Genomic DNA, 24,925 nt, shown 5'->3' on the forward strand with positions numbered 1-24,925 from the left:
GTATTTGGGCTTGAGACTTAAAGGTCAGGCATGTGCCTTGTTGAAGTAAAAAGAGTGTGTCCAGTCAAGGGAGAGCGTGGACACACAAAATGGCGTTAATTAGAACTGATAAGACGTCGATAGCAGCACCTTACGAGGCTCACCAGGCTGTACCCACATCTGTGAATATGAATTAGTAAAATGCTCGCGGTCAAAGGCGTTATGTACCTGCGCTTTCACAGACCATCTGTCACTGATTGCATACTCTGCAAATAAATTGACTGTAACATAAGAAGGAAGGTAAAAATCGCTACCACGCTGGCCTAATCGCTCATCGACATATTGCGCACCAACACCTGCGGACAAAGTATTACCATACACGGTGTATTGCTGTCGTAATTGTATGCTCGCCGCATTTTCTGGAATATTAAGTAGATCATCACCCTTTCTGATGGCTACACCTAATCCTGTATCTATAGAATCTTTACTGACCTGAGCATCTAGATAGGTATACGAAAATTGAATTTGGGCATCAGCAGGCAATTGACCGATGATATCCAACTCAATCCCTTCACTTGTGGCTTCACCAATCGCCGCGCTATATCCAGGGTTTTGTACGTCCGCCACAATAATGTTGCTTTGTTCACTATCAAAGTATGTCAGTGTAATGTCGACATTGTTGTCTAATAATGACCACTTACTACCAACCTCTATTGATTCGCTTTGGTTTGGATCAAAGCCGTTTCCTTGATGATCAGTGCCAAAATTTAAGCGGTATCCTTCACCGTATGTTGAGTAGAGCGACCAGTTATCATTGAGCTGATATACCACACCCATCTGTGGGCTAAAGTGCTGTTCAGATTGATCTGCACTTTTCATGCTTATCTTGTCATCGGTGGTCTGTTTTAGCCAGTCGAAGCGACCACCAATGCGAATTTGCAGTGCCTCAGTCAGAGCGATTTGATCTTGAATATAGATACCTGTCGCCCATTGATTTTGCTGGCGAATAATGACTGGGCTTGGGGTTGGTGAAGGATATTGACCATACACTGGTTGATGGATGTTAATCGCATACAACTGTGCATCGGTTGGGTTAGTACTTAAAGCGGGAGCTCGAGCAACGCGATAATCACGGTCGAATTCAAAACGGTCATAATCTACACCAACAATGATATGATGCTTAATTGACCCTGTCACTAAATCTCCAGCGAGTTCGAAGCGTGCAACATATTGATCGGTATCGTAAGCACGTTGGCGATGTTGGCGTGTCAGCGTTTGAAAATCACGATACAGTTTTTGTCTTGACGGTGAAATATCGGCATCGCTCGATAGACTATCTAATTCTGTTTGTCTAAAAGCCAGTGCAGAGCTCAGTTGCCAGTCATTATTTAAATCATATAGCCATTGCAGTTGATGACCGTGCACCATTGTTGTGGTGGGGCCATCTCCTGGCTCACCAAGAAAGCGCTCGATTGGCATAAAATCAAAGTTGCCATTGGGTGCTATGATCCCGCGGTCAAACGGGATCTCTTGCTCTGCATACTCAAAATCGTACTGCCAGCTTGAGTCTGAGCTTTGATCAAACACAAACGATGCCATCATCCCGTGTTTTTGGGTTTCGATGGTATCACGAAAGCTGTCCTCTTCTTCGTAGAAACCAATGAAGCGACCTGCGACTGAATCAGAAAATACAGTATTTATGTCACCTTCTATTCTACGGTGAGCCCTGCTGCCTGCGGTGAGCTCTATTTCACTAGATGATTGGAAAGTTGGCTTTTTGGTAACAAGGTTAATTGAACCTCCTGGCTCACCACGACCAAATAAAGCCGCTTTTGGTCCTTTTAATACCTCAACTCGCTCGATACCAGAAACATCTCTTGGCCCTGAGAATCCTCGTCCAGCATTAAAGCCATTGACTAAATAACCACTTGGGACGTTTTCATCACCAAAAAAGCCTCGGATAGCAAAGCTGTCCCAAAGGCCACCAAGGCTATTTTGGCGACTTACAGAGGCTGACATGTCCAGTACCTGTGTTAAATCTGTGATACCCGTTTGTGCCATCAACTCAGCGTCAAATTCGAATATAGCCTCGGGAGACATTAGATGGGTAAAATCACCACGATAGGCTTGGCGTTCACCTGTAACTTCAATGGTTTCGATGCCATTATCGGCAGATACTGAGAATGCTGCCAGTAAAGACACGGCAATCACACTTAAACGGCAGGTAGAGTGAAAGGGAGTCATTATCAATCCTTCATTATGATATAATATAACGTTTGTTTGTGGTGACTGTACCATGAATGAGGTCAAGTGTTAAGCAGTAATCAATGTCGCGTATTCGTGATATAAGTATTGTGTCATTGTTGCTAAAAATAGTAATAAATGTGGGAATTTTATACAGTAAAGCGCATCGCTCTTCACGAAGAGAATTAGTTGTTAAAGCGATAAGTTATCGCAAATACCTGCAAAATATCAGATTTTTAAATTTTTTTTGAGATTTTTTGTAATCCTTCAAAACCCCTTAGCTATCATGGGATTAACCTAGGTACAAACGTCAAAAAATTGGCTTTTTACAAAAAGTCAACCTTGAAGTCTCATCTTGATCACCCTAAGCTTTATTTTAATTGAACGGTCAATTAATAAAAGCTATGCCAAAAGTCGGAATGGAACCTGTTCGTCGTCAGCAGCTAATTGACGCCACGCTAGAGTCAGTTGCCGAGTTAGGATTACAAGCAACCACAATTAATAGTATCAGCAAAAGAGCGGGGCTCTCTTCGGGGATAATCAGCCACTATTTTGGTGGTAAACAAGGCTTAATTGAAGCAACCGTACGCTACTTATTAAACAGTCTAAAATATAGTTTGTTAGATAAAACCTATGGCGGTTGTAGTGCTGAACAGCGATTGATGTACATCGTGGAAGCTAACTTTGCCATGGTGCAGCAGCAGTCCAACACGACGCGTACTTGGTTAAGCTTTTGGGCCCAATCTATGCACGATAATGAATTACACCGACTACAGCACGTCAACAGTCGCCGATTGCAAAGTAACTTAGCAGTGTCATTGGCTGCTTTTATGCCAAGAGCTGAGGCAAAAGAAGCGGCAGAACTTGCCGCAGGCATGATTGACGGGCTATGGCTTAGAGCCGTATTAAGTAAAGCCGACCATCACGCGTTTCATCACAGCGAAACGCTCGCAAAACGCTACATTCAATCACTTATTAAGCAGTTTGGAGGATAATGTGACAGTCCCTGTATATCAAAATTTTATTCATGGCCAATTTTTGGCGAACCACTCAGGCGAAAAGTTTGCAGTAAAAAATCCAGCAACGGATGAAGTGATCTACGAAGTAGAAGTTGCTGATAGCCATATTCAGCAAGCTGCAATTGAAAGTGCCAAAGCAGGTTTTGCCCTTTGGTCGGCAATGACGCCAATTGAGCGCAGCCGCATCTTACATAAGGCTGTGTCGTTATTACGTGAGCGTAATGATGAACTTGCCAAAATTGAAGTGTTGGATACAGGTAAACCTTGGCAAGAGGCTGAATGTGTAGACATTCAAACTGGCGCTGACGTGATTGAATATTTTGCAGGGTTGGCACCCGCTCAGACTGGAAGCCAGCAACCTGTCGGCGGTGATTTTTTCTATACTCGTAAAGAGCCATTAGGTATCTGTGCCGGCATCGGAGCGTGGAACTACCCGCTGCAAATTGCATGCTGGAAGTCAGGCCCTGCGCTGGCAGCTGGTAATGCACTGATTTTTAAACCGTCTGAAGAAACGCCGCTTGGCGCGGTAAAGTTGGCTGAAATATTTATCGAAGCAGGTGTCCCTGCGGGCGTATTCAATGTAGTGCAAGGTGCCGCTGAAGTGGGTCAATGGCTCACAACACACCCTGATATTGAAAAAGTCTCTTTTACCGGTGAAGTTGGCACGGGTAAAAAAGTCATGCAAAGCGCATCGAGCAACTTAAAAGAAGTTACCATGGAGCTTGGTGGCAAATCACCGCTTATCGTCTTTGAAGATGCAGATATTTCTCAAGCTATCAGTGCTGCAATGTTGGGCAACTTCTACACTCAAGGTGAAGTGTGTACTAACTGTACGCGCGTATTTGTACATCGCAGTGTATATGATGCCTTCTTGGCAGAGCTAAAACAGCGCACTGAGCAAAATATCATTGCCGGTGATCCACTCGATCCAAACGTTAACCTTGGTGCGTTAATCTCAAAACAACATCAAACCTTGGTGATGGACTATATCGCAAAAGGTAAAGCCGAAGGGGCAACTGTACTGACAGGCGGTGAAGCCATCAGTCCTGCATCTGCACCAAACGGCTACTTTGTTGCGCCGACGATATTTATCGACTGTCATGATGAGATGACTATTGTTAAAGAAGAAATCTTTGGTCCAGTGATGTCTGTATTGGTATTCGATGACGAGGAAGAAGTCATTCAGCGTGCGAACAACACCCACTTAGGTCTGGCTGCGGGTGTATTTAGTAAAGATATTAAACGTGCACACCGTGTGATCCACCAGCTAGAGGCTGGTATTTGTTGGATCAATAGCTATGGTAACTCGCCCGCTGAAATGCCAGTTGGTGGCTATAAGCAGTCTGGGATCGGTCGTGAAAATGGCGTAGAGACACTAGACCAATATACCCAGACAAAATCTGTGTATGTAGGTATGAGTGATATTGAAAGCCCATTTTAATCGAGGAGTACTATGACTGATTTTGATTATATTATCGTAGGTGCGGGTTCTGCCGGTTGTGTGCTTGCAAACCGATTGTCAGAAAACCCCGCGCACAAAGTATTGTTACTCGAAACGGGTGGTAGTGATAAGAGCATTTTTATTCAGATGCCAACCGCGCTATCTATTCCAATGAATACCGATAAATATGCTTGGCAGTTCCATACAGAGCCTGAACCGCATTTAGACAACCGCGTTATGCATTGCCCTCGCGGCAAGGTGCTTGGCGGCTCATCGTCAATCAATGGCATGGTGTATGTGCGTGGTCACGCAAAAGATTTTGATGAGTGGCAAGACCACGGTGCACAAGGCTGGGATTATCAGGCTTGCTTACCTTATTTCAAGCGCGCTGAGTCTTGGTATTTAGGTGGCGATCAGTACCGTGGTGAACAAGGTCCGCTTGGCACCAATAATGGTAATGAAATGGCAAATCCGCTCTATCGCGCGTTTATCAGTGCAGGAGAGCAAGCAGGTTATGCCTTTACCAAAGACTACAATGGTAAGCAGCAAGAAGGTTTTGGCCCAATGCACATGACCGTCAAAGACGGTAAACGCTGCTCATCAAGCAGAGCTTATTTGGACCCTATCAAGCATCGTAGCAATCTGACGATTGTAACGGGAGCACTGGTACAAAAAGTGTTGCTAGAGGACAAAGTTGCAACGGGTGTCGAATATAGCGTGAAGGGCAGCCTGAAAACCGCGAATGCGGCGAAGGAAGTGATCTTGAGCGCAGGTTCAATTGGCTCACCACATTTACTACAACTATCTGGCATTGGTGATAAAGACGCGTTGACTGCCGCAGGCGTTGAAGTGAAACATCACTTACCAGGTGTGGGTAAAAACCTACAAGATCACCTAGAATTCTATTTTCAATATAAGTGTAAGCAGCCGATCACCTTAAATGGTAAGTTGGGACTGATTTCTAAAGGCTTAATTGGTGCCAGGTGGTTGCTTGATAAGTCAGGTCTAGGTGCAACTAACCACTTTGAATCTTGTGCCTTTATTCGTTCGAAAGCGGGCGTTGAGTGGCCGGATCTTCAGTACCACTTTTTACCTGCTGCTATTCGCTATGATGGAAAAAGTGCATTTGATGGTCATGGTTTTCAAGTTCATGTTGGCCACAATAAACCAAAGAGCCGTGGTGAAGTCACGATTAAATCGGCGGATCCAAGGGTTGCACCGAAAATACAGTTTAACTATTTAGCTGAGCAAGAGGATATCGAAGGCTTTAGAGCTTGTGTTAGGTTGACTCGTGAAATCATTGAGCAAAGTGCATTTGATGATTTTAGACAAAGCGAGATCCAACCTGGTGAGCATATCCAAACCGATGAAGAGATTGATGCCTTTGTGCGTCAAGCGGTAGAAAGTGCCTACCACCCTTCTTGTTCATGCAAAATGGGAGAAGATGAAATGGCCGTTGTAGACTCGCAAACTCGCGTTCACGGTGTACAGGGTTTACGCGTTGTCGACTCTTCTATTTTCCCAACAATTCCCAACGGTAACCTCAATGCGCCAACCATTATGGTCGCGGAAAAGGCTGCGGATATGATCCTTGGTAATCCGCCATTAGCCCTTGAGGAAGCAGAGGTTGTCATGACACAGAACTGGCAACAAGTTCAACGTAGTTCGGAGATGTAGTTTCGCCACTCGTATGGGAAAGTTCGTGCCCCATATGAGGCCTGCAGTGGCATACAGTGCAAGTAGTTTGCACTGTATTAATGCGGGAATAACGTACATAAAAACAACGGAGAAAAAAATGAGTTACTTCTATCTATTTTGGGAGGGTGACAATGACAGTATGGCTTAGTGCAGGCATCATTTTCACCCTATTAGCAGTCGCCTTTATCTTATTAAAATGGGGAAATGTTCAGTGCGTTGGTGTTACACCAGTTAAAACGTTCACTTTTATTGCTATTTTATTTACTTCTGGCCTCGATGTTGGCCTGATCATGTTTCCGCTTACGGAGTTTGCGGGTTACGCAGACATAAAAGCAAGCCCAGAGTACGCATTTACAAATCCTCTGGCCATAGAGTTTGGCTTTTGGGGGTTTTTAATCTGGGGGTTCTACTTTCTTACGTGTTTTTATTTCTGCGTAATAGAGCCCAAAGTGAAGTTCTTTGAAATTCCTTGGGTTAAATTCATTAATAACATCGTTATTATTGGAACTTGCGCGTTTACCGCTTTCTTATTGTTGTCTAATCTACCTTGGTATTTACCTAGCTTAGGAGATGGCGAGTCAATTATTCCGAGTTTCTATTTAATCGTGTTTGCAGCGATCGCCTTTGCCGTTTACTCAAGTACCAGCCTTAAATACGTGCGCTTTTTAAGCATCACGACGACCTGGGTATTTATTGGCCTGATCGCCTTTATGTGGGCATCAGCGTTTGTTTTTGGTGACAGTGCAATGTCGAGTTATACCAATAATCTGGCGCTCATCGGTGGATACTTTGCCAATATTGATCAGTTCATATTACCACTTAATGATTATCATGAATTTTATCTATTTTGGTGGTTTGCTTGGAGTATCATGATAGGGCAATTTACATCGCGTTTTGTTGGCGGCTTGAAGACGTATCAAGTGTTGGCGGCGATGCTTATATTCCCTTCTATTCCTATCGCAGCATGGTTTAGTGTGCTTTATCACTATCATGAGGCTGGGATCCCAACTGCTGGCATTAAGAACTTTGCAATGGTGTTTGTGGGTATCGTGTTTGTGATCAACTCACTTGACTCACTGATCCGTTTATATACTGATAATTTGAATTTAACAGTTAGTCGCCTTGGTAAAAGGAACTATATTTTACTTAACATAGTTGCACTATCGCTGCTTACCTTGTTATTTAAACTAAACTTTTTGCAGATCCAATGGGTTGGTGCGCTGGTCATTGGCTTGTTCTTCTCGTGTTTTGCGTACATTGCTTATAGCAAATTCAAAACCGTGAGCAAGATTGATAGCTCACCAAAAGACAACCTTATCGACTTTAGAAAAATTGAATCTGTAAATTAGGGATACAACGATATGACAACTTTAAAGAAAACGCTTTGTGCAATACCACTTGTATTTGCATCCAATTGTGCACTGGCTGATTGGTCAGCAACACTAACAGGTGTGTCTGATTATACTTTTAACGGTGTGAGTCAAACTCAGAGCGACCCTGCGCTACAAGGCAGCATTGATAAAGCGTTTGCCAACGGTGTATATGCTGGAAGCTGGGCGTCTAATGTCGATTTTGGTGGTGACACTGATGTAGAGTGGGATTTTTATGTTGGTCGCTTCGTCGAGTTGAACCAAAGCTGGAGTGTTGATTATGGCATTGCCTATTACTCATATCATGGTGGTGATGATTCGAGTGACGGCAACTATCCTGAGATTTACACAAAATTTGGTTACAGCAGTGAGTTTGGCCAAACAGAATTTAACTTTTGGTATAGCTGGGATTACTTTGGTACTGAGGCGGGTCATACTATTGCGATGGTGGCGCATACTTTTGAAATTGCACCAGGCCATGCGTTAAGAGCTAGCTTTGATGTGTCCAACTCCCTTGATGGAGATAAGTATAGTTGGGATGGCACTGGTAAGTCATACAACCATTATCGATTAGCTTATCAAACGGCATTGCAAGGTTTTAACATTGAAGTAGCAGCAGAGAATACCAGTCTAGACTGGGATACCGCTGACGAGCGTATCGTTTTGTCCTTATCAAGGACCTTCGATTTATAAGGCTTTGTAAGCGTCACTTGATGATGACCGAAATACCAGCCTAATTTAGGCTGGTATTTTTTTTGGCTATCGACACGGTTTTCTCGCCTCAAAATAGACCACTTAATTAAGATAATTGGTATAAGTAACTGGTATGACTAAAAGAGTGACGGGAAAGTTGGCTGGATTTTTTGGTGTAGTGGAAAAGTGAAGTGCAGAAAACGATATTGTTTATTTAATGTTAAATATTGTTTTACAAACATTGTTAAATTGTGTAACTTTATTGGTGACTGTACAACTGGGTAATAAATCCGAGTGGAGTCACTTAGTTAGGTGGTGAGATGTGCGCCCCTGATTGCTTGTTTCGACATACTGAGAACAATATATTGAACATTTTTATTAATCAAGTTGTACCATTCTCCCAATTTGCCGCGACCAGATAAACGGACGTGCTGTTGCGGCAAATTATTTCTCGATCGTTGACTAGGTAACCTAAGCTTAGGAGAATTAATGTCTTACTAGGTCTTGGTGCTGGCGCAAATATGCTGTATTTATAGTGGATAAGTATCAGGGCGGTAGCAAAACGCAAGTGCCACTAAGTTATCCAAACTTCAGGTTAAGTACAATATGAACTTTCTTAAAGATATTCCTGCTGATTTAACTGAAGAAGTTTTTGAAATGGTACTCTCTCATCCAAACATCCGAATTGAACGAATAGTATCAAACGGTCATACCTCCCCAAGCTCTGGATACTACGACCAAGACGAAAATGAATGGGTATTGGTATTACAGGGCTGTGGTGAATTAACTTTTGAAGGCGATAGCAAGGTAACCTTAAAGGCTGGTGATAGCCTTAATATTCCCGCACATCAAAAGCATAAAGTGAGCTACACCGACACTTCAGAGCCCACTATTTGGCTCGCTATTTTTTATTAAAATGGCATTTACCTCAACTCAGTCTAAATGAAATTAAAGTCGCCAACGAACACTTGGCTATCGTTGGATACTTCAGTAAACCACTCTTTTAGACTCTCAATTGCTGCGGTCGTTTTTGCTGCGACCGTATCGCGGTGCGGTGTCACTGCATACACACTATATTCCCTTAGCGACCAGTCAGGACACAGTCTTTTTAGCCTGCCTGATGAGAGGTGATGCCTAATTTCTGGCTCTGGTAATACGCCATAACCGATGCCATCTAAGGTAAGCTGAATGCAAGCCTGCATATTGTTTACCATAAATCGTGCAGCAGGTAGCGCTACTTGCTGGTGGGTTTGTAGATGGCTTAAATGGTAAGGATTCTGTTTGCTACTAGTATGGCCGATGAGCGCATGTGGCGCTAAGCTATCGGGATGTTCAATATTGAGTTTTGATAAAGGATGATGGCAACTTACGCATGGAATTAGCTGCCAGTCAGCAAGATGACGGGCGATAAGGTTTGAGTCCTGTAAAGGGCCTATACAAATAGCTAAGTCGACGCCTTCAGTGATGATGTCGATGGGCTCGTCGGTTAGGATCAAATCAACTTTGATTTGTGGAAACTGTTCACTTAAGTAACGCAGCGGCTTACTGAGTAGCCCTCCTCCAAACCCGATAGGGGCAGAAATTTTCAATATGCCAGATGGCGTATGTTGTAATAACTCGAGTTCATGCTCCGCTTGCTTCGCAGTTTGCAGTATTTGTATCGCGGATTTGTAATAGATAGAGCCCGCTTCGGTGAGCGTGAGGTTACGAGTATTTCGATTAAATAAGCTCAGACCTATGTCTTGCTCTAATTTGCTGATCTGCTGGCTGACAGCCGAGGTGGTCATATGCAATAAGTCAGCGGCTTTACTCATACTGCCAGCTTCTACCGTTTTGGCGAACACTTTGAGTCCGCGAGTCAATTTCTGATTCATTGTTAAGACCTGCTTAAAATACCTTTAAGAAAAACCGCATTGCTCCAAAATACGCAATCATCATACCATTACAAATGAAAATAATTGTTATTTATCTTGTATTCTATCATGGAGGTTTCTCGATGTTGATGGCCTGTCGTAGTTTGGCGCCACTCTCTTTAGCTGTTGCAGCTGCCCTGCCTTTTTCCTCACTTGCACAAAGTGATGCAAAATCAGAAATAAAAGAAGAGGTGGAAGTGATCGTCGTATCCGCTTCTGGATTTGAGCAACTGCTAAAAAATGCGCCGGCGTCCGTTAGCGTTATCAATCAAGAAGCGCTTCAGCAGCGCTTTTATCGAGATCTTACTGATGCCATGACAGATGTTCCCGGAGTTGTAGTAACTGGAGGCGGAGACAGGGAAGATATTAGCCTTCGCGGCATGGGCAGTCAGTACACGCTTATTTTAGTCGACGGGCAAAGACAAAGTTCGCGTGAGACTCGGCCAAATAGTGACGGCCCTGGTGTTGAAGGTGCATGGACGCCTCCTGTTGCTGCCATCGATCGTATCGAAGTGGTACGCGGGCCTATGTCTTCGCTGTATGGCTCTGATGCAATTGGTGGTGTAATTAACATTATCACTAAAAAAACGCCTGAACAGTGGCATGGAGAAGTCAGAGTTGATGCAACCAGCCAGGAGAGCAGCCGCTCAGGTGATATATATCAGGCTAATTTTTTTGCTGCAGGCTCGCTAATCAAAGATACCTTAGGGGTACAAATCTACGGCCAAACTACGCACAGAGACGAAGACGCAATCGTGTCTGGCTTTAGAGGTCGCGATGCCGACACGCTGAAGGTAAAGCTGGCCTACACCCCATCAGATGAACACGAATGGTTATTGGATTATGGCATTGCCTCACAAACGCTTGATGCAACACTCGGTAAAACGGTTGCACCACTTGCACCAGGTGAGTCGTGTGGCCGCCGTGGTTGTCCTGAGTCCACTACAACCGAATACGATAGTGAGTCAATCTCTTTGACGCATAACGGTTACTGGTCATTTGGTAGTTCTCGTAGTTATTTAAAACATGAAGAGTTTGACAATAAATCCCGCGAGATGACGGTTAAAAACCTAGATTTCCAGTCTCTTTGGACGTTACCGCTTGGTGAGTCTCATACCAGCTCAATCGGTGTTGCTTATCTTAATGAAGATTTGACCGACAAAACCAGTAATCGCATTAGTGATTTGCAGCAAGTCGACAACGATCAGTGGTCGGTATTTGCTGAGGATGAGTGGCGTATCGTTGAATCATTTGCCCTGACTATGGGACTACGCTACGACAAAGACGGTAACTTTGGCGGCCATCTCAGCCCGCGTTTATACGGTGTTTATACTGCATCAGACGCGGTGACGGTTAAAGGAGGGATCTCAACCGGCTTTAGAGCGCCGAACTTGCGTCAAAGTACGGCGGCGTGGGGTCAAGTGAGCCGTGGTGGCAATATTTACGGTAATCCAGATTTAAACCCTGAAACTTCGATTAACTATGAGCTAGGTGTGTACGTTGAGCTTGCTAAAGGGGTTAGCACCTCCGCAACGGTATTTTATAACGAGTTTGACGATAAAATTTCACGGGTGTCGTGTCCACTAACTCAATGTACGGACGGCCCTAACGAGTTTGGCTCGTTACCGACAACTTATGTCAACGTTGATGAAGCCGTGACCCAAGGGGGTGAAATTAGCTTCTCGGGTCAATTGACGGAAAAACTAACGCTTAGCGCAAACTATACCTACACAGATTCGGAGCAAAAAACCGGAGTGTACGCTGGTAGCCCATTAAATCAGTTACCTAAACATCTGTTCCAAACGTCGCTTAATTATCAGTATTCGGATGAGCTAAACACGTGGTTACGCTTTCATTATCGTGGTGAAGAAAGCCAGCCGGTAACAGGGCCTTCGCAAAGTAGCTTAGTCGCACCTTCGTACAACCTAACCGATTTAGGTGCAAATTATCAGCTGAACGAAGCGATCAAGCTTGGGTTTGGGATTTACAACCTCTTCGATGAAGAAATTACTGAAGCAGAATACGGCTACTTTGAAGACGGTCGTCGCTATTGGGCTTCATTGGCGTGGAGCTTTTAATGACACGAGTTCGCTCAGTGGCTAAGTCGTCGAATCGACGACTTAAAAAGCTGTTTGATTGGCGCACTTGGCATTGGATGAGCTCTGCCGTGTGTTTGGTGGGAATGCTGCTATTTGCCGTGACTGGGATCACCTTAAATCACGCAAGCCAGATAGAAGCTGCACCTACCACATATGCTAAAGAAGCGGTGCTGCCAAGTGCTCTGTTGACCCAGCTTAACGCGGCAGCAGAGCAAACAGCGCTGCCACGCAGCTTTCAATCTTGGTATCAGTCACACACAGGTACGGCGTTACCTGCACTACAGCAAGTGCAGTGGAGCGAGTACGAATTGTATGTTGCGCTGCCAAGAGCTGGTGGTGATGGCTGGTTTAGCGTCGCCCTTGATAGCGGTGAGTTTTATCAAGAGATCACAGATCGTGGTTGGGTATCATACCTTAACGATCTTCACAAAGGACGTAATACAGGATTTGCATGGCGTATGTTTATTGATGTGTTTTCAGTAGCTTGTATAGTGTTTTCGCTTACAGGATTATGGCTTTTATACAAGCATTCACGAGGAAGAAAGTCGACTTGGCCGCTCGTCGCAGCAGGCTTTGTATTACCTGTTCTAGTGCTGATGGTACCCGTGCACGCTAAAGCTGATGAAGTTGAAATCACTATCCCGCGTTTAAACGTCGCGGAATATCACCCACCTTATATAGCAGTATGGCTGGCGAACAGCAAACAACAGCGAGTTGCCGATATTGCCGTTTGGTATGACGTAAACATGGCGGATAAAGAAGGTGAAAAGTGGCTAAAAGACTTACGCCTATGGTGGCGTAGAAGCGGCCGTAGCCTATCCATGCCTGTAGATGGCGTGACTGGTGCGACAAGGCGTCCAGGTACGGCAAAGATTGATTTAGCCCCTTGGCGCAACGAGTTTAAAGCTTTACCTGCGGGTGAATACACGCTGTTTGTCGAGGCTGCTCGTGAGCTTGGAGGTCGTGAAGTATTGAAACTGCCAGTGACCTTACCTATCACTGCACCTGTCACTGTGATTGCAGAAGGTAAATCTGAACTCGCTACAACAATTTTAACAATGGAGCCTTAATCGTGAAAATTTCAACGTTAGTTTCTGGTGTCTTAGTTGCCTTAGCCGCATATAGCCCGTTAAGTGAAGCGCACCGAGTATGGATCAAGCCAAGTACCACCGTGGTGTCTGGTGACAGCGAATGGATCACGTTTGATGCTGCCATCGCCAATGGGATCTTTAACCCAGATCATTATGCTTATCCACTAGAGCGTCTATCTGCACTGTCTCCCTCTGGTAGCAAGGTCGAACTTAAGAACGCCGCAAAACTTAAGTATCGCAGTGTATTTGACATTGAGCTCAATCAGCAAGGCACTTACAAAGTGTTTAATCAAAGTCGCTCGCTGGTGGCGCGCTGGACTGATGAAAACGGTAAAAAGCACTACTGGCCAGGGCGCGGAAAAACTGGCTCAGTAGAGGCCTTTAATAAAGAAGTACCAAAAACGGCAAAAGATTTAAGTGTGGCCGACGTTGCAAGACGATTAGAAGTATTTGTAACTTTGGGGGCACCCAATAACACTGCGCTTGAGCCAACGGGCAAAGGGCTAGAACTAAACCCGGTAACTCACCCTAATGACTTGTACACCGGTGAACCCATTACCTTGCAATATACGATGGATGGTGAACCTGCAAAGGGTGCTGAAGTGATAGTGGTACGCCAAGATGAAAAGTACCGTGATAACAGTCAACCAAGCAAATATACAACGAATGCCAAAGGTGAAGTGACGCTAACACTATCTGAGCCAGGCATGTATTGGTTTGAAGTGGAATATGAAGACGACAAAGCACAACTACCTGCTACAAAGCGTACCGGCAGCTATGTCACTACCCTTGAGGTATTACCGCTTTAGCTAACCGTCCCCATGTGGTTTGAGACGTGCAGTCGTCTCAGCCCATTTTATTTAGTGGTCATAACAGAGACGCCACTAAGTGCCCAAAGGGGGAGGCGTTCCTTCCTCCCCCTTTTCTTTCTTAGTTGACTATTGCTCACACAGCGGTAGTGCTCTTATGTTGGTAAGTTGACTGCAAAAATGCTCATTGTGAGAGACCAGTATAAATCCACAAGGAAGCTGATTGAGCATGGTAGCCAGCTCCTGCTGTGCTTCTAAGTCGAGGTGATTGTCGGGTTCATCAAGTAGTAAAAAACCTTGCAGTTGCACTACTAACACAATCGCGGCTTTCATTTTTTCACCACCACTTAGTTTCATGATAGGCGAAGATATTTTATCTAATTTAAGACCAACGCTTGCAAAACTGGTGATGATATTATGATGTGGTGTATCAAGTAAGCGCACGGCAATGTCTAAAATACTATTGCCTTGCTCAAGCCAAGCACAATGCTGATCTAAGTAAATACATGTTGTGGGGCGCTGAATTTCTCCACGCTTTAACTCTAGCTTACCGGCAAGGGTTTTAAGCAAAGTGGATTTTCCGATGCCGTTATCTCCTGTTACTCTGAGTTTTTGTGTTGTATCCGCAAAAAGGTTTAGTGTCTTTTCTGGTCCAAAGCACAGTTTGGCTTCACATAAGCGGATTTTTTCTTTCGCTCTAGTAGTGGTATTAAAGTGAAACTGCTGTTTGTCTTCTCGATAATACACTGCACTTTCTTTCACTCTATCTTGAGCTTGCTGAATTTTATGGGTTTGTCCGGCATGACGCTTACTTCCTCTGTCTGACTTAAAGTCAGCAACCAGTTTACTTTGGCTACCAGCGCGCACTTGTGCTTTCCCTTTATTGGCTTGCCTTTGATATTGTAAACCCACTGCAATCAAAGCATGTTTAAGTGCTTTTTGCTCTGCGCGATTTGCTAAATGCTGTTGTTTTTGTCGGGTCTGGGTTTGAAGTAACGCCTCTTTAAAAGCGTTAAATCCATGTGAGTGATGAGTTAGTTCCCCCTGTTTTAGGTGAAGTATATGGTCGGCTTCATCCAATAAAATGGGATCGTGTGTGACGACAACCACACCATGTTTGTGGTGCTTTAGCTGTTCAGCTAACCAGTGCTTATTGTTGCTGTCCATATGATTGCTCGGCTCATCCAGTAATAGAATTGCTGGCTGGGATTGTAATACTTCGATATAGGCTCGCATTTTTGCCCCTGGACTTAGCTGCGTAAAGGGGGTTTCCAAAGTGAGTTCTAGCGGCGCAAGTGCTGCTTGCCAAGTTGATTCTAGCTGCCAATCATCTGCGATTAAGTCAAAATCGTGCTCAGAGGCTAACCCCTGATGGGCGCGATGCAGTGCTGCTAATTTTTCTTCAAGCCCAAGTAGCTCTGAAACGTAACTAAAACGGGTATTCGAATCTTGTGGAAGATAAAAGGACTCCCCCTGAGTCAGGCGCTCGCCCGAGGTTAGAGGCTGTTCACCGGATAGGGCTTTGAGTAAGTGTGATTTGCCCGCCCCATTAGGGCCTGTTATCGCAATAAATTGTCGCTCTATTGTTAAGTCGACATCGCAAAATAAACATTGGCCATTTGCAAGGATAAAACTTGCCTGCTTTAACTGTATCCAAGGCATAATTACTGCTCCTAGTTGCAGCAGTGCAAAAGGCTAAAGGCACAAAGACTCGTAAAAGCCATAAACAGTAAAATAGAAAATGAGAGTCTATAGATTAGTCTGAGAAGCCTCAACGATAACCATAAGCCTTGCACTGAAAATTAATAATAAGTTCGTCAGTTACAAAGGGCTTAGTTGTTCATTGTAATGGCAGCTCCTAATAAGGGGAAAGTGGACGAATATAAATAGTACTCAAACGATATTTTGCAGACACTTAGATAAATGTCAAGAGCTTGATAGTATGCCTAGTCAAAAGGTTGTGATATTACACAGTAAGGCGCTTGCAGACACTACCTGATGTTAATAGTTTGTATTTCCCTTTTGACTAATTAGTAGGAACTGTATATTTTAAATTGATTGCTAATATGGAGAAGGGATCTGATGAAAGCAATTGCAGGAAAGGAAAGTGCTGTGAGCTTTATCGAAAATTATGAATTTGATGAGGCTGTGCTCGCGTGGTTTGATTGGCATGTGGAAACTCATTTTGGGCAAAGGTTATCTGAAAAGGAAATACAAGTAGTTGTTGAAGGGTTAAAAGACTACTTGATATTTACCATCATTTCGCCTCATAAAGTGGCCGCTGCAAGCAAGCTGGTTGACGAACTGTTTCATGCTTTTATTTTACATACACATCAATACGCGTCCTTTTGCGAGGGGGTTGGGCAGTTTATTCACCACTACCCAGTGCGCAAGCGCGAAGTACGTGGTCATCAAACTCCATTAGAAAATATCGAATATAACGAGCATTATCAGGCAATTATTAGAACATACTGTCTTGCTTGTCAGGCTTCAGACCTAGATCCCCTCACAACAACGCAAGTCCCTTATTTATTTCAAGTTGACTCACTGTTACCAAAAGAACATGCGGTCTTGTTTGATATTCAGTTTTTTCAATCTGTGCTACCAAAACTTGGGGCGCACCATTTTATGATCAACGAGTAAAGGAGATATACATGTCATATTTAAAAAATCGAGCAAAAAGTAACAAAGCGGCTCATGCTCAAGTAGTGATAGAATTAGTAAAAGCTGAGAAGTTTGCAGACGTTTGTTTAGCTGGTGTATGGCCTAGAAAGTAAACGCTTTGAGTTTAAAGCAAGCTTATTTTTATGGACATACTCGAAAAAATTGTAGCCCTAGAACAAGGGCTACATACACCGCAAATGCGCAGTGATATTGAACGGATCTCGGATTATATTCACGATGAATTTTATGAAGATGGCCTATTTAGCAAAGGGATGACCAAAGCTGATATTCTAACGGGGTTAAAGCATGAAGACCTTAGCAAGCATAAAATAGTCAGTGAGGATTATAAATTGGTGTCTCAGAGTCGTACACAGGTGATCATTACATACATCTCAGCACTTGAGAGTGCTCTAGGTGAGAGATCATACCATGCCCAGAGGCACTCTACTTGGTGTCGCTGCAGTGATGATAAGTGGCGTCTGATAAGCCATAGTGCAACATTGATATAGTCACATAATGTGTTCATCTAATACCAATTAGCCTTAATACTTGCTGCGTTTGAAGGAGTAAAGTTGATGCTAACAGCGTTAAAAATTTCTTATTTAAACTGAGTTCTGTTTAATCAATAACTGGAGTATAAAAATGAGCAAAGTAGCTAAATATAAGCGCTTTAGGCAAGAGCTGGGGCAATTGCTTGCACAATACAAAGGCTATGGGTTTGTACTTGGTTTTCTGCTAAACCTCAGTATTTGGCATATCGCATCTCAGTTTGTTGCTGCTCCCTTTGTCTCCAACTTTTGGAATCAAGTGTTTGTTTCCTTGCTCTTTTCTGCGGTTTTTTGCCTGCGTGCAGAGCGAAAACTAACTTAATTTGTTTACCGAAAAGAAAGGCACAACACTCATGTGCCTTTTTACTACAGCGCGGCTACAAACAATATTGTGAAATGATCTTATACACTTGGTTGATATTGTCGCCAGCTTTAAATTCTTTACTAATTGGTGTTGGATCTGAGCCGATCCAAATTTTTAATTCCGCATCAAGGTCGAAGTGACCCGCAGATTCCTTGCTGTACTTCGTAATTTTGCTATACGGAATGCTGAGCATTTCTACTTTGCTACCAGTCATGCCTTGTTTGTCGATTAAAATTAGGCGTTTATTGGTAAAAATAAATAAGTCGCGGATCACCTTGTAAGCTTGTGCAACTTCTTCTCCGGTGATAAGTGTATCTTCTAATAACTTATCAACTTCGTTACTGTCTACTTCGCTCGCATTACCAAGTAAACCACTTAATAGTCCCATTATTCTTCTCCGTTTGATTTAAATTGCTCTTAGGCTGAACACACAATAGTTATCATTGCTAAGTGAATTAATGATGAAAGTGACAAAACCAGCATAGAAAAGCACGCTGATTTTGCCAAATTAATAACCCGAGTTTAGCGTAATAAGTTAGCTTATATCTCTTATCAAACAAATTTTGCCATCGCGAAAAGCAAACTCTGAGCGGCCTTGCAAGGAAATGCTTTGCCCTGCTTTCATGCCATTGGCTAAGTCTTGGGCTAATTTTGCTTTGTAGGTCACATCAACAATAAACAGATCGTTGTCTTGCGTGGCGGCGGTTAAAGATTGAGTGCGTTCAGAAAATACCTTTGCGGACTGATTTGCTAAGTCAGCAAACTCCATTTTACTGGTTGTACGTGTTGTAATTTCACCATTGGCGAGGTTTTCAAACACAACATCATCGGTGAGCAGGGTTAACATTCCCTCTATATCAAATTGATTGTAGGCTGAGATATAGTTTTTAACTAAGGTTTCCATCGTTCCTCCTTGATATATCAGGATAATAACTCAGTTATAATAACTTAGATCGGTTTGTTCAATTTCGCACACTCTTTTTACCACTTTGTGCTGTGCCATCAGCCGCATAAATCGTCCCAAATTAACATAGTCCTTTGGCGCGGTATTGAATCCACTTGCCCAATGAGCCAACATAAATAAATAATAATCACAAAGCGTGAGCTGCTCACCAACTAAGTAGGTATGTGTTGCTAACTGCTTGTCGATGAGTGCAAACATGTCGCCGACTCGTTGCTCAGCGACTTGAGACATAGTCTTATTGTTCTTTGGTGACAGCTGATACTTTTCAGGATAAAAATACAGCATGAGCTCTGGCTGAACTGTGGTGGTTAAATAAAAAAGCCACTGATAAAATGTGGCTCGCTGTGAGGTTGGGATGAGCTGGCCTTCAGGGTGCTTTTCGCATAAATGCAAACAAATTGCTGCACTTTCAATGATGACCTCATCGCCGTCGACTAATGTTGGGATCCGTCCTGTTGGGTTGAGTTCTAAATAGGTCGTAGACTTGTGTTGTTGTGTTTTTCTATCGACTAAGAGCAGTTTTTTCTCTAGTTGTAGGTGCTCAAGTACAAGGTGTGGTGCCCAACTGGCATTACGCGGATAGTAAAATAACTGATGCATCTTTTGCTATTCCTTGACGCTACTTTTTATTTGCGTGTGGCTGGTTTTCATCCCGATAGTTACAACTTTTACAGAGGCTGTAAACCATTATTTTGCTTTTAGCAGGGAGAATTAAAAATGTATATTGGCAAGCTGTCTGAGCTAACTGGGCTGTCAGTCAAAGCTATTCGCTTTTACGAAGAGAAAGGGCTTATTCCTACGCCTGAGCGAGTTGGTAAGTATCGTGTTTATTCGCAAGTGGATGTCGACCTGCTGTTGTTAATAAAAGAAGCGAAGTTGCTTGGGGTGTCGATTAAGCAATTACAGCAGGTGATTAAAATTACAGGGCGGCAAGTTAACTGGGTCGAAATCAACACATTTCTAGTCGAACTTAAAGCTGCTTTCATAGAGCAAATTACAGAGCTTCAGCAAAAGATACAGCGTATTGAACATTGCATCGCATCGCTCGATGAATGTCCACAGTTAACACCATGACAGCCACAGGTAGAGTAACTTGACTCTCCCGTTAAGGGGAGACAGTACAATCGTTTCTTAGCCACTGGATAAGGAAGCGAAAATGAAAAAGATACTGTTACTGAATGGTAATCCCAAAAACAAAAGCCTGTGTCATGCGATCACTACAAGTTACGCGAAAGCAGCAAGTACTCAACATCAAGTACGTAGAATGGACCTCCATGAGATGCACTTCGAAGTCAATTTGATGTATGGCTATGAAGCGAACCAAGTTGTAGAGCCATGCCTACAGCAATTCCAACAAAACCTACTGTGGGCAGAGCATATTGTAATAGTAAGCCCTCTTTGGTGGCTGGCGTTACCAGCTAAGCTTAAAGGGCTAATCGATAGGACATTACTCCCCGGGTTTGCTTTTAAATACAGTGAAACAGGTACTGAAGTTGAAAAGCTTTTACCGAATAAAACAGCAAGAGTTATTCTAACCTCTGACGCGCCGCAAACGCATTTGGAACAGGCTGCTGAAGGACTAATTACTCAGCTTACACATGGAACGCTCGGGTTTTGTGGCATAGCACCAACGCAATACACGTTATTTGGCCCTGCCCATTTGGCAACTTCAGAGGTCATTGATAACTGGCTAAGTGAAGTGACAAGCATAGCCGTACGGGGGGAGTGAATAAGAAAACATAACTTCTATTACTAAGCTTATTTTAAATCAAAATTTGCAACGCCGAATGTTGCTATCTTTTACATTAAGATGGCAACTTGGGCGAAGTGTATGCGAATTTGGAGTTTATTGCTTTTTGCGTTTCCATTATTGGGAATTGCAAATGAACCAATTTTGCCACTTGAGCCTACAACGGGGCTTAATGCGGATAAAGTAAGCTTAGGTAGAGCGCTTTTTTTTGATAAGCGACTTTCTCGAGGAGATCAAGTTAGTTGTGCATCATGCCACCAATTGCCCAGTCATGGTGCAGATGTAAAGCCCCTTTCCAGAGGAGTTAATAACGCGCTCGGTGAGCTAAAAACTCCCACTGTTTACAATGCCGCTTTAAATATTCGCCAAGCGTGGGATGGCCGCGCACAATCGCTGTATGATCAGGTTGACTCTCCTATCTTAAACCCAAAAGAACATGATATGACTTGGCCAGAAGTCGTCGCTAAGTTAAATCAAGATAAAGTGTTGGTCGCACAGTTTGCTAAAGTGTACTCGCGAGGAATAACCCCGCACACAGTAAAAGATGCGATAGCGACTTTTGAAGAGTCGTTAATTACGCTCAATGCACCGTTCGATTTATGGCTCAAAGATAGCAGCGTAAAATTACCTGAGTCGGTAATCGCGGGCTACGAGCTATTTAAGCGCTATGGTTGTATTAGTTGTCATCAGGGACGTAATGTTGGCGGTAATATGTTTGCCAGAATGGGTACGTTTGGTGATTATTTTGGCGATAGGAATACACCAATTAAAAAAGCGGATTTTGGCCGTTTTAACGTTACTGGAAATGAGCAAGATCGCTTTGTGTTTAAGGTGCCGAGCTTGCGACTCGCGAGCAAACAAGCGTACTTTTTTCATGACGGTAGTCATACAAGTTTAGAGTCGGCAATCGAGGCAATGGCCAGGTACCAGCTTGGCAGAAAAATCCCTGACACAGACATGCAGAAGTTAGTTGCATTCATTAATAGTTTAGCTGGACATCATCACGAAATGGATTTGGAAAGACAAAATGAGGAATAAAGCTTTTATTGGTGTACAAGCATTATTGCTGTGTGCACCGATTGCGCTTTTTGCGTATTTTTACTCGCAACAAGAAATAAATAGTCATGTGCATCAAGCTCGAGTTTCACTATTGATTGAAGCAAAAAGCATAGATGCCAAACTTGATGCAGCGGTACTGCAAATGTTGAGTGCGCAGCTCAATCAATATGATGAGTTAGCGCAACTTGCACACGCCATTGATGAGCTAAACACAACCCAGAAGCATGAGCTATTTAACCATACAGATCCAGATGTACTGCGGCAATATGAAGCGTATCGGGCGTTATTGAGTGAAAAAGTATTACAAGTTGAGTCAATAAAAACAGCTGCTGCCAGTATTAAAAACAGCTTGCTCTACCTTCCTGAGTTAGTGAAAGAGCTCGAACAAAGCGACCCCGAACTTGCAACAAAGGCTAATCGAGCGCTTGCAAATTTAATGCTTGGGCAGCTATATGAATTTGCTATTGAATCTATCCCACATATTCCATCTGAAAGTGACGTAGCAAAGCTAATTTATCAGCATTTTAATGTCGCGGTGACAAGGAGTGTAGAGTTAAAGCAGGCAAGGCAACGGTTTCTCAATTTACCCAGTAGCGATACTTTCACTGCGCTTTACAGTAGTTACAATCGTTACCATAGCCAGACATTAGAAAAAGCCAAACAACAAAATGAACTACTATTGACGCTGGCAATTGTGCTGTTCTTATTGCTTATTGTGTTTGCAAATCGTTTATATGCAGCTAAAAATAAAATTCTAAGCACCAGCAGAACATTATCTGACGCTGTTGCGCGCCTGACGGAGGGGTTTGCATTATTTAGCCGCTCTGGCAATTTACTGCTTTGTAATAGCGCTTGGTGTGAACACTTTGCTGTTGAAGACCAATCTTCCATGCCCCGTAAACTAGAACAATGGCAGCATCAATTTGGTGACATATTCAACGCTGACTCCAATTTACATCAAACAGCTTTGGGTACTTGGCTTCAAATAAAGCAAACAAAGACGCACAATAATGGGCAAGTATTTGTCAGTGTTAATGTATCCCCCTTTAAACAAGCTGAAGAAGAGCTAAGAAAGTGGGGCCATGCAATTGAACAAAGTCCTGCTTCTATCATTATTACCGATCCAAGAGCTCGAATTGAGTATGTGAACCCCAAGTTTGAGCAAGTAACAGGTTACTCACTTGCGGAAATAAAAGGTCAGACACCGAAGGTGTTGGGGTCTAAACAAGGCTTTACAGACTACAAAGCACTATGGCGAACTATCAAGCAAGGTAAAGTTTGGCGCGGAGAGTTTTTTAATCGTCGTAAGTCAGGTGACTATTATTGGGAATATGCGTCAATTTCTCCGATTAAGAATCAGCAAGGGGAAATAATTAATTTTATCGCGATTAAAGAAGACATAACCGCACAGAAAAGTGCAAGCGCACAGCTCAAAACTGCGGCAGCGGTTTTCAATGCGACGCAAGAAGGGATCATGACAACAAATGCCAAGTTGGAGATCACAGCCGTCAACCCCGCATTCACCAAAATCACAGGATACGAAGAACATGAAGTATTAGGCCAACGGCCAAATATTCTGAGCTCAGGAAAGCATGACAGACATTTTTATGACCAAATGTGGAGTACGCTGAATACCCAAGGTCAGTGGGCAAGCGAAATATGGAATAAGCGCAAAGATGGTACTTTGTATCCAGAATGGTTAGCGATTAGTGTGGTTTATGACGATAAAGGATTGGTACAGCAGTATGTGGCTATTTTGTCTGATATGACAGAGCGTAAAGCCCAAGAAGAACAGATTGAATACCAAGCTTATTATGATGTGCTAACCGGATTGCCAAATCGAACGTTGTTACTTGAACGAATTGAGCAAGACATCAAAAGAATGAGTCGCACAAAACATCAAAGTGCGGTGCTATTTATTGATTTAGATAGATTTAAACGCGTCAACGATACCATGGGGCACGAAGCGGGTGATGTATTGCTTATCTCTGTTGCAAAACGGTTAAATGAATTACTGCGCAAAAGCGACACACTAAGCCGCTTTGGCGGTGATGAATTTGTGCTGCTGCTTAGCCAAATTACACATCCAGATCACGCTGCACAAGTTGCCGACAAAATCGTCAAAGCATTGAGTGAGCCCTTTGTCATTAATGGGTTTGAGGTTTTCACCGGTGCAAGTATTGGGATCGCAATTTTACCAGGTGATGCAAAAGATCAAAAAGAGCTGTTAAGACTGGCAGATTTAGCGATGTATAAAGCCAAAGAGGCTGGGCGGAATCAGTACCATTTCTTTGCACAAGAGATGCAGCAGCAGGTTAATCGCCGAGTTGAATTAGAACAACACCTGCGAGTGGCGTTAGAACATAAAAAGATAACCGTACATTATCAACCCATAATAGATATTGTGACAGGCCAACTATATGGCGTAGAGGCCTTAATGCGTTGGCCGACTGATTTTGGTCAATATATCTCACCCGCAGAATTTATTCCTGTGGCTGAAGAAAGTGGTCTGATAGCACCTTTGGGGGAGTGGCTATTAGGACAGGCCTGTGGAGATATTCGTAGGCTTAATAAAGCCATCGGACTCAATTGCTACCTGACGGTAAATGTATCGAGTCAACAATATCGGTTAGGCTTTAATGCCACTATCATTAAGCAAATTATGCAGCAATCAGGGTTTCATCCTGAAAATCTGACCCTTGAAATTACCGAAAGCATATTATTAGAAGACGATAAAGCGGTTACTGAGTGGTTACAAAGCTTGCGAGCAACAGGCGTGAATTTAGCCATTGATGATTTTGGAACGGGTTATTCTTCGCTGAGTTACCTCAAACGCTTTCCAATCAATACATTAAAGATAGACAGAGGGTTTATTCAAGATATTGATCAAAACCAAGATGCAGCGGTTTTAGTCAATGCAATATTGTCTATGGCAAAAAGTCTTTCATTAAAGGTGATTGCAGAAGGTGTAGAGCAGCAAGGTCAGCTGGACAGTCTAAAAAACTTGGGGTGTCAGTATGTTCAAGGGTATTTATATGCAAAACCAATGGCAATTGAGGGCTTGATCGAATGGGTTGAACGCTTCACGCTGATTTCAGAGCGAACCTGCCATAAGTTGTGGTTGGATTAAGAGGTTTTATTGGGGGAAGTATTTATATTATTAAACGTCAATTGAGCAAGCTTTAAAGTTGTGGCCAATTTCATTTGGCTACTGCACCTT

At 43.2% G+C, this 24,925-nt stretch carries 23 protein-coding genes; 17 read left to right on the top strand and 6 right to left on the bottom strand.

The window, feature by feature from the left end:
• Positions 1-99 precede the first annotated feature (99 nt).
• The gene (locus HUZ36_RS08820; protein WP_176032612.1) at positions 100-2,223 is read right to left on the bottom strand and encodes a TonB-dependent siderophore receptor; all 2,124 of its coding nucleotides are present in this window, start codon (positions 2,221-2,223) and stop codon (positions 100-102) included.
• 404 nt (positions 2,224-2,627) lie between these two features.
• Here HUZ36_RS08820 and betI point away from each other — a divergent pair, with 404 nt between their 5' ends.
• The 6 genes from betI to HUZ36_RS08850 all read left to right on the top strand — a co-directional run bounded on the left by betI (position 2,628) and on the right by HUZ36_RS08850 (position 9,359).
• Entirely contained in the window at positions 2,628-3,218 is a 591-nt protein-coding gene (betI, locus tag HUZ36_RS08825; protein ID WP_147389166.1) for a transcriptional regulator BetI, read from the top strand.
• 1 nt (position 3,219) lies between these two features.
• On the top strand, positions 3,220-4,683 hold the full coding sequence (betB, locus tag HUZ36_RS08830) for a betaine-aldehyde dehydrogenase (protein ID WP_176032613.1): 1,464 nt from the start codon (positions 3,220-3,222) through the stop codon (positions 4,681-4,683).
• A 12-nt stretch (positions 4,684-4,695) separates the two neighbouring features.
• Positions 4,696-6,360, top strand: coding sequence for a choline dehydrogenase (gene betA, locus HUZ36_RS08835; RefSeq protein WP_176032614.1), 1,665 nt, complete (start codon positions 4,696-4,698; stop codon positions 6,358-6,360).
• Between the two features lie 152 nt (positions 6,361-6,512).
• Complete coding sequence (locus HUZ36_RS08840; protein ID WP_128730428.1) at positions 6,513-7,730, top strand: BCCT family transporter; 1,218 nt, start codon at positions 6,513-6,515, stop codon at positions 7,728-7,730.
• 12 nt (positions 7,731-7,742) lie between these two features.
• A complete protein-coding gene (locus tag HUZ36_RS08845; RefSeq protein ID WP_176032615.1) occupies positions 7,743-8,444 on the top strand; it encodes a TorF family putative porin in 702 nt (233 codons plus the stop codon).
• Between the two features lie 606 nt (positions 8,445-9,050).
• Positions 9,051-9,359, top strand: a complete 309-nt coding sequence (locus tag HUZ36_RS08850; RefSeq protein WP_176032616.1) for a cupin domain-containing protein — start codon at positions 9,051-9,053, stop codon at positions 9,357-9,359.
• Between the two features lie 23 nt (positions 9,360-9,382).
• On the opposite strand, the gene HUZ36_RS08855 is transcribed toward HUZ36_RS08850, so the two are convergent.
• Positions 9,383-10,318, bottom strand: coding sequence for a LysR family transcriptional regulator (locus tag HUZ36_RS08855; RefSeq protein WP_176032617.1), 936 nt, complete (start codon positions 10,316-10,318; stop codon positions 9,383-9,385).
• Between the two features lie 122 nt (positions 10,319-10,440).
• Here HUZ36_RS08855 and HUZ36_RS08860 point away from each other — a divergent pair, with 122 nt between their 5' ends.
• Genes HUZ36_RS08860 through HUZ36_RS08870 form a run of 3 tightly spaced genes read left to right on the top strand, consistent with a single transcriptional unit; the run spans position 10,441 to position 14,356 of the window.
• Entirely contained in the window at positions 10,441-12,435 is a 1,995-nt protein-coding gene (locus HUZ36_RS08860; RefSeq protein ID WP_176032618.1) for a ligand-gated channel protein, read from the top strand.
• Positions 12,435-13,526 (top strand): PepSY-associated TM helix domain-containing protein, encoded by a 1,092-nt coding sequence (locus HUZ36_RS08865; protein ID WP_176032619.1) that lies wholly within the window; start codon positions 12,435-12,437, stop codon positions 13,524-13,526. Before HUZ36_RS08860 ends, HUZ36_RS08865 begins: the two co-directional genes overlap by 1 nt.
• 2 nt (positions 13,527-13,528) lie before the next feature.
• Positions 13,529-14,356, top strand: a complete 828-nt coding sequence (locus HUZ36_RS08870) for a DUF4198 domain-containing protein (protein ID WP_128732360.1) — start codon at positions 13,529-13,531, stop codon at positions 14,354-14,356.
• Between the two features lie 129 nt (positions 14,357-14,485).
• Here the strand turns inward: HUZ36_RS08870 and HUZ36_RS08875 are convergent, their stop codons facing one another.
• On the bottom strand, positions 14,486-16,018 hold the full coding sequence (locus HUZ36_RS08875) for an ATP-binding cassette domain-containing protein (protein WP_176032620.1): 1,533 nt from the start codon (positions 16,016-16,018) through the stop codon (positions 14,486-14,488).
• A gap of 420 nt (positions 16,019-16,438) precedes the next feature.
• Here HUZ36_RS08875 and HUZ36_RS08880 point away from each other — a divergent pair, with 420 nt between their 5' ends.
• From HUZ36_RS08880 to HUZ36_RS08890, 4 genes are all read left to right on the top strand, one after another.
• Entirely contained in the window at positions 16,439-16,999 is a 561-nt protein-coding gene (locus HUZ36_RS08880; protein ID WP_147389174.1) for a hypothetical protein, read from the top strand.
• Positions 17,000-17,010: 11 nt separating this feature from the next.
• Complete coding sequence (locus HUZ36_RS21845; protein WP_263972643.1) at positions 17,011-17,133, top strand: hypothetical protein; 123 nt, start codon at positions 17,011-17,013, stop codon at positions 17,131-17,133.
• Between the two features lie 30 nt (positions 17,134-17,163).
• Positions 17,164-17,529, top strand: a complete 366-nt coding sequence (locus tag HUZ36_RS08885) for a nuclear transport factor 2 family protein (protein ID WP_211091672.1) — start codon at positions 17,164-17,166, stop codon at positions 17,527-17,529.
• Positions 17,530-17,662: 133 nt separating this feature from the next.
• The gene (locus HUZ36_RS08890; protein WP_125251250.1) at positions 17,663-17,890 is read left to right on the top strand and encodes a hypothetical protein; all 228 of its coding nucleotides are present in this window, start codon (positions 17,663-17,665) and stop codon (positions 17,888-17,890) included.
• A 55-nt stretch (positions 17,891-17,945) separates the two neighbouring features.
• On the opposite strand, the gene HUZ36_RS08895 is transcribed toward HUZ36_RS08890, so the two are convergent.
• The 3 genes from HUZ36_RS08895 to HUZ36_RS08905 all read right to left on the bottom strand — a co-directional run bounded on the left by HUZ36_RS08895 (position 17,946) and on the right by HUZ36_RS08905 (position 19,496).
• On the bottom strand, positions 17,946-18,320 hold the full coding sequence (locus HUZ36_RS08895; RefSeq protein ID WP_125251249.1) for a PH domain-containing protein: 375 nt from the start codon (positions 18,318-18,320) through the stop codon (positions 17,946-17,948).
• Between the two features lie 147 nt (positions 18,321-18,467).
• Positions 18,468-18,836, bottom strand: a complete 369-nt coding sequence (locus HUZ36_RS08900; protein ID WP_125251248.1) for a nuclear transport factor 2 family protein — start codon at positions 18,834-18,836, stop codon at positions 18,468-18,470.
• A gap of 30 nt (positions 18,837-18,866) precedes the next feature.
• Positions 18,867-19,496, bottom strand: coding sequence for a glutathione S-transferase family protein (locus HUZ36_RS08905; protein WP_176032621.1), 630 nt, complete (start codon positions 19,494-19,496; stop codon positions 18,867-18,869).
• Between the two features lie 117 nt (positions 19,497-19,613).
• On the opposite strand from HUZ36_RS08905, the gene HUZ36_RS08910 reads away from it, so the two are divergent.
• The 4 genes from HUZ36_RS08910 (at position 19,614) to HUZ36_RS08925 (ending at position 24,835) form a co-directional block, all read left to right on the top strand.
• The gene (locus tag HUZ36_RS08910) at positions 19,614-19,970 is read left to right on the top strand and encodes a MerR family transcriptional regulator (protein ID WP_176032622.1); all 357 of its coding nucleotides are present in this window, start codon (positions 19,614-19,616) and stop codon (positions 19,968-19,970) included.
• Between the two features lie 82 nt (positions 19,971-20,052).
• Positions 20,053-20,625, top strand: coding sequence for an NAD(P)H-dependent oxidoreductase (locus HUZ36_RS08915; protein WP_176032623.1), 573 nt, complete (start codon positions 20,053-20,055; stop codon positions 20,623-20,625).
• Positions 20,626-20,727: 102 nt separating this feature from the next.
• Entirely contained in the window at positions 20,728-21,684 is a 957-nt protein-coding gene (locus tag HUZ36_RS08920; protein WP_176032624.1) for a cytochrome-c peroxidase, read from the top strand.
• Entirely contained in the window at positions 21,674-24,835 is a 3,162-nt protein-coding gene (locus HUZ36_RS08925) for an EAL domain-containing protein (protein ID WP_176032625.1), read from the top strand. Before HUZ36_RS08920 ends, HUZ36_RS08925 begins: the two co-directional genes overlap by 11 nt.
• Positions 24,836-24,925: the final 90 nt, after the last annotated feature.

Source organism: Pseudoalteromonas sp. McH1-7, assembly GCF_013366255.1.
In the GTDB taxonomy this organism is placed as follows: domain Bacteria; phylum Pseudomonadota; class Gammaproteobacteria; order Enterobacterales; family Alteromonadaceae; genus Pseudoalteromonas; species Pseudoalteromonas peptidolytica.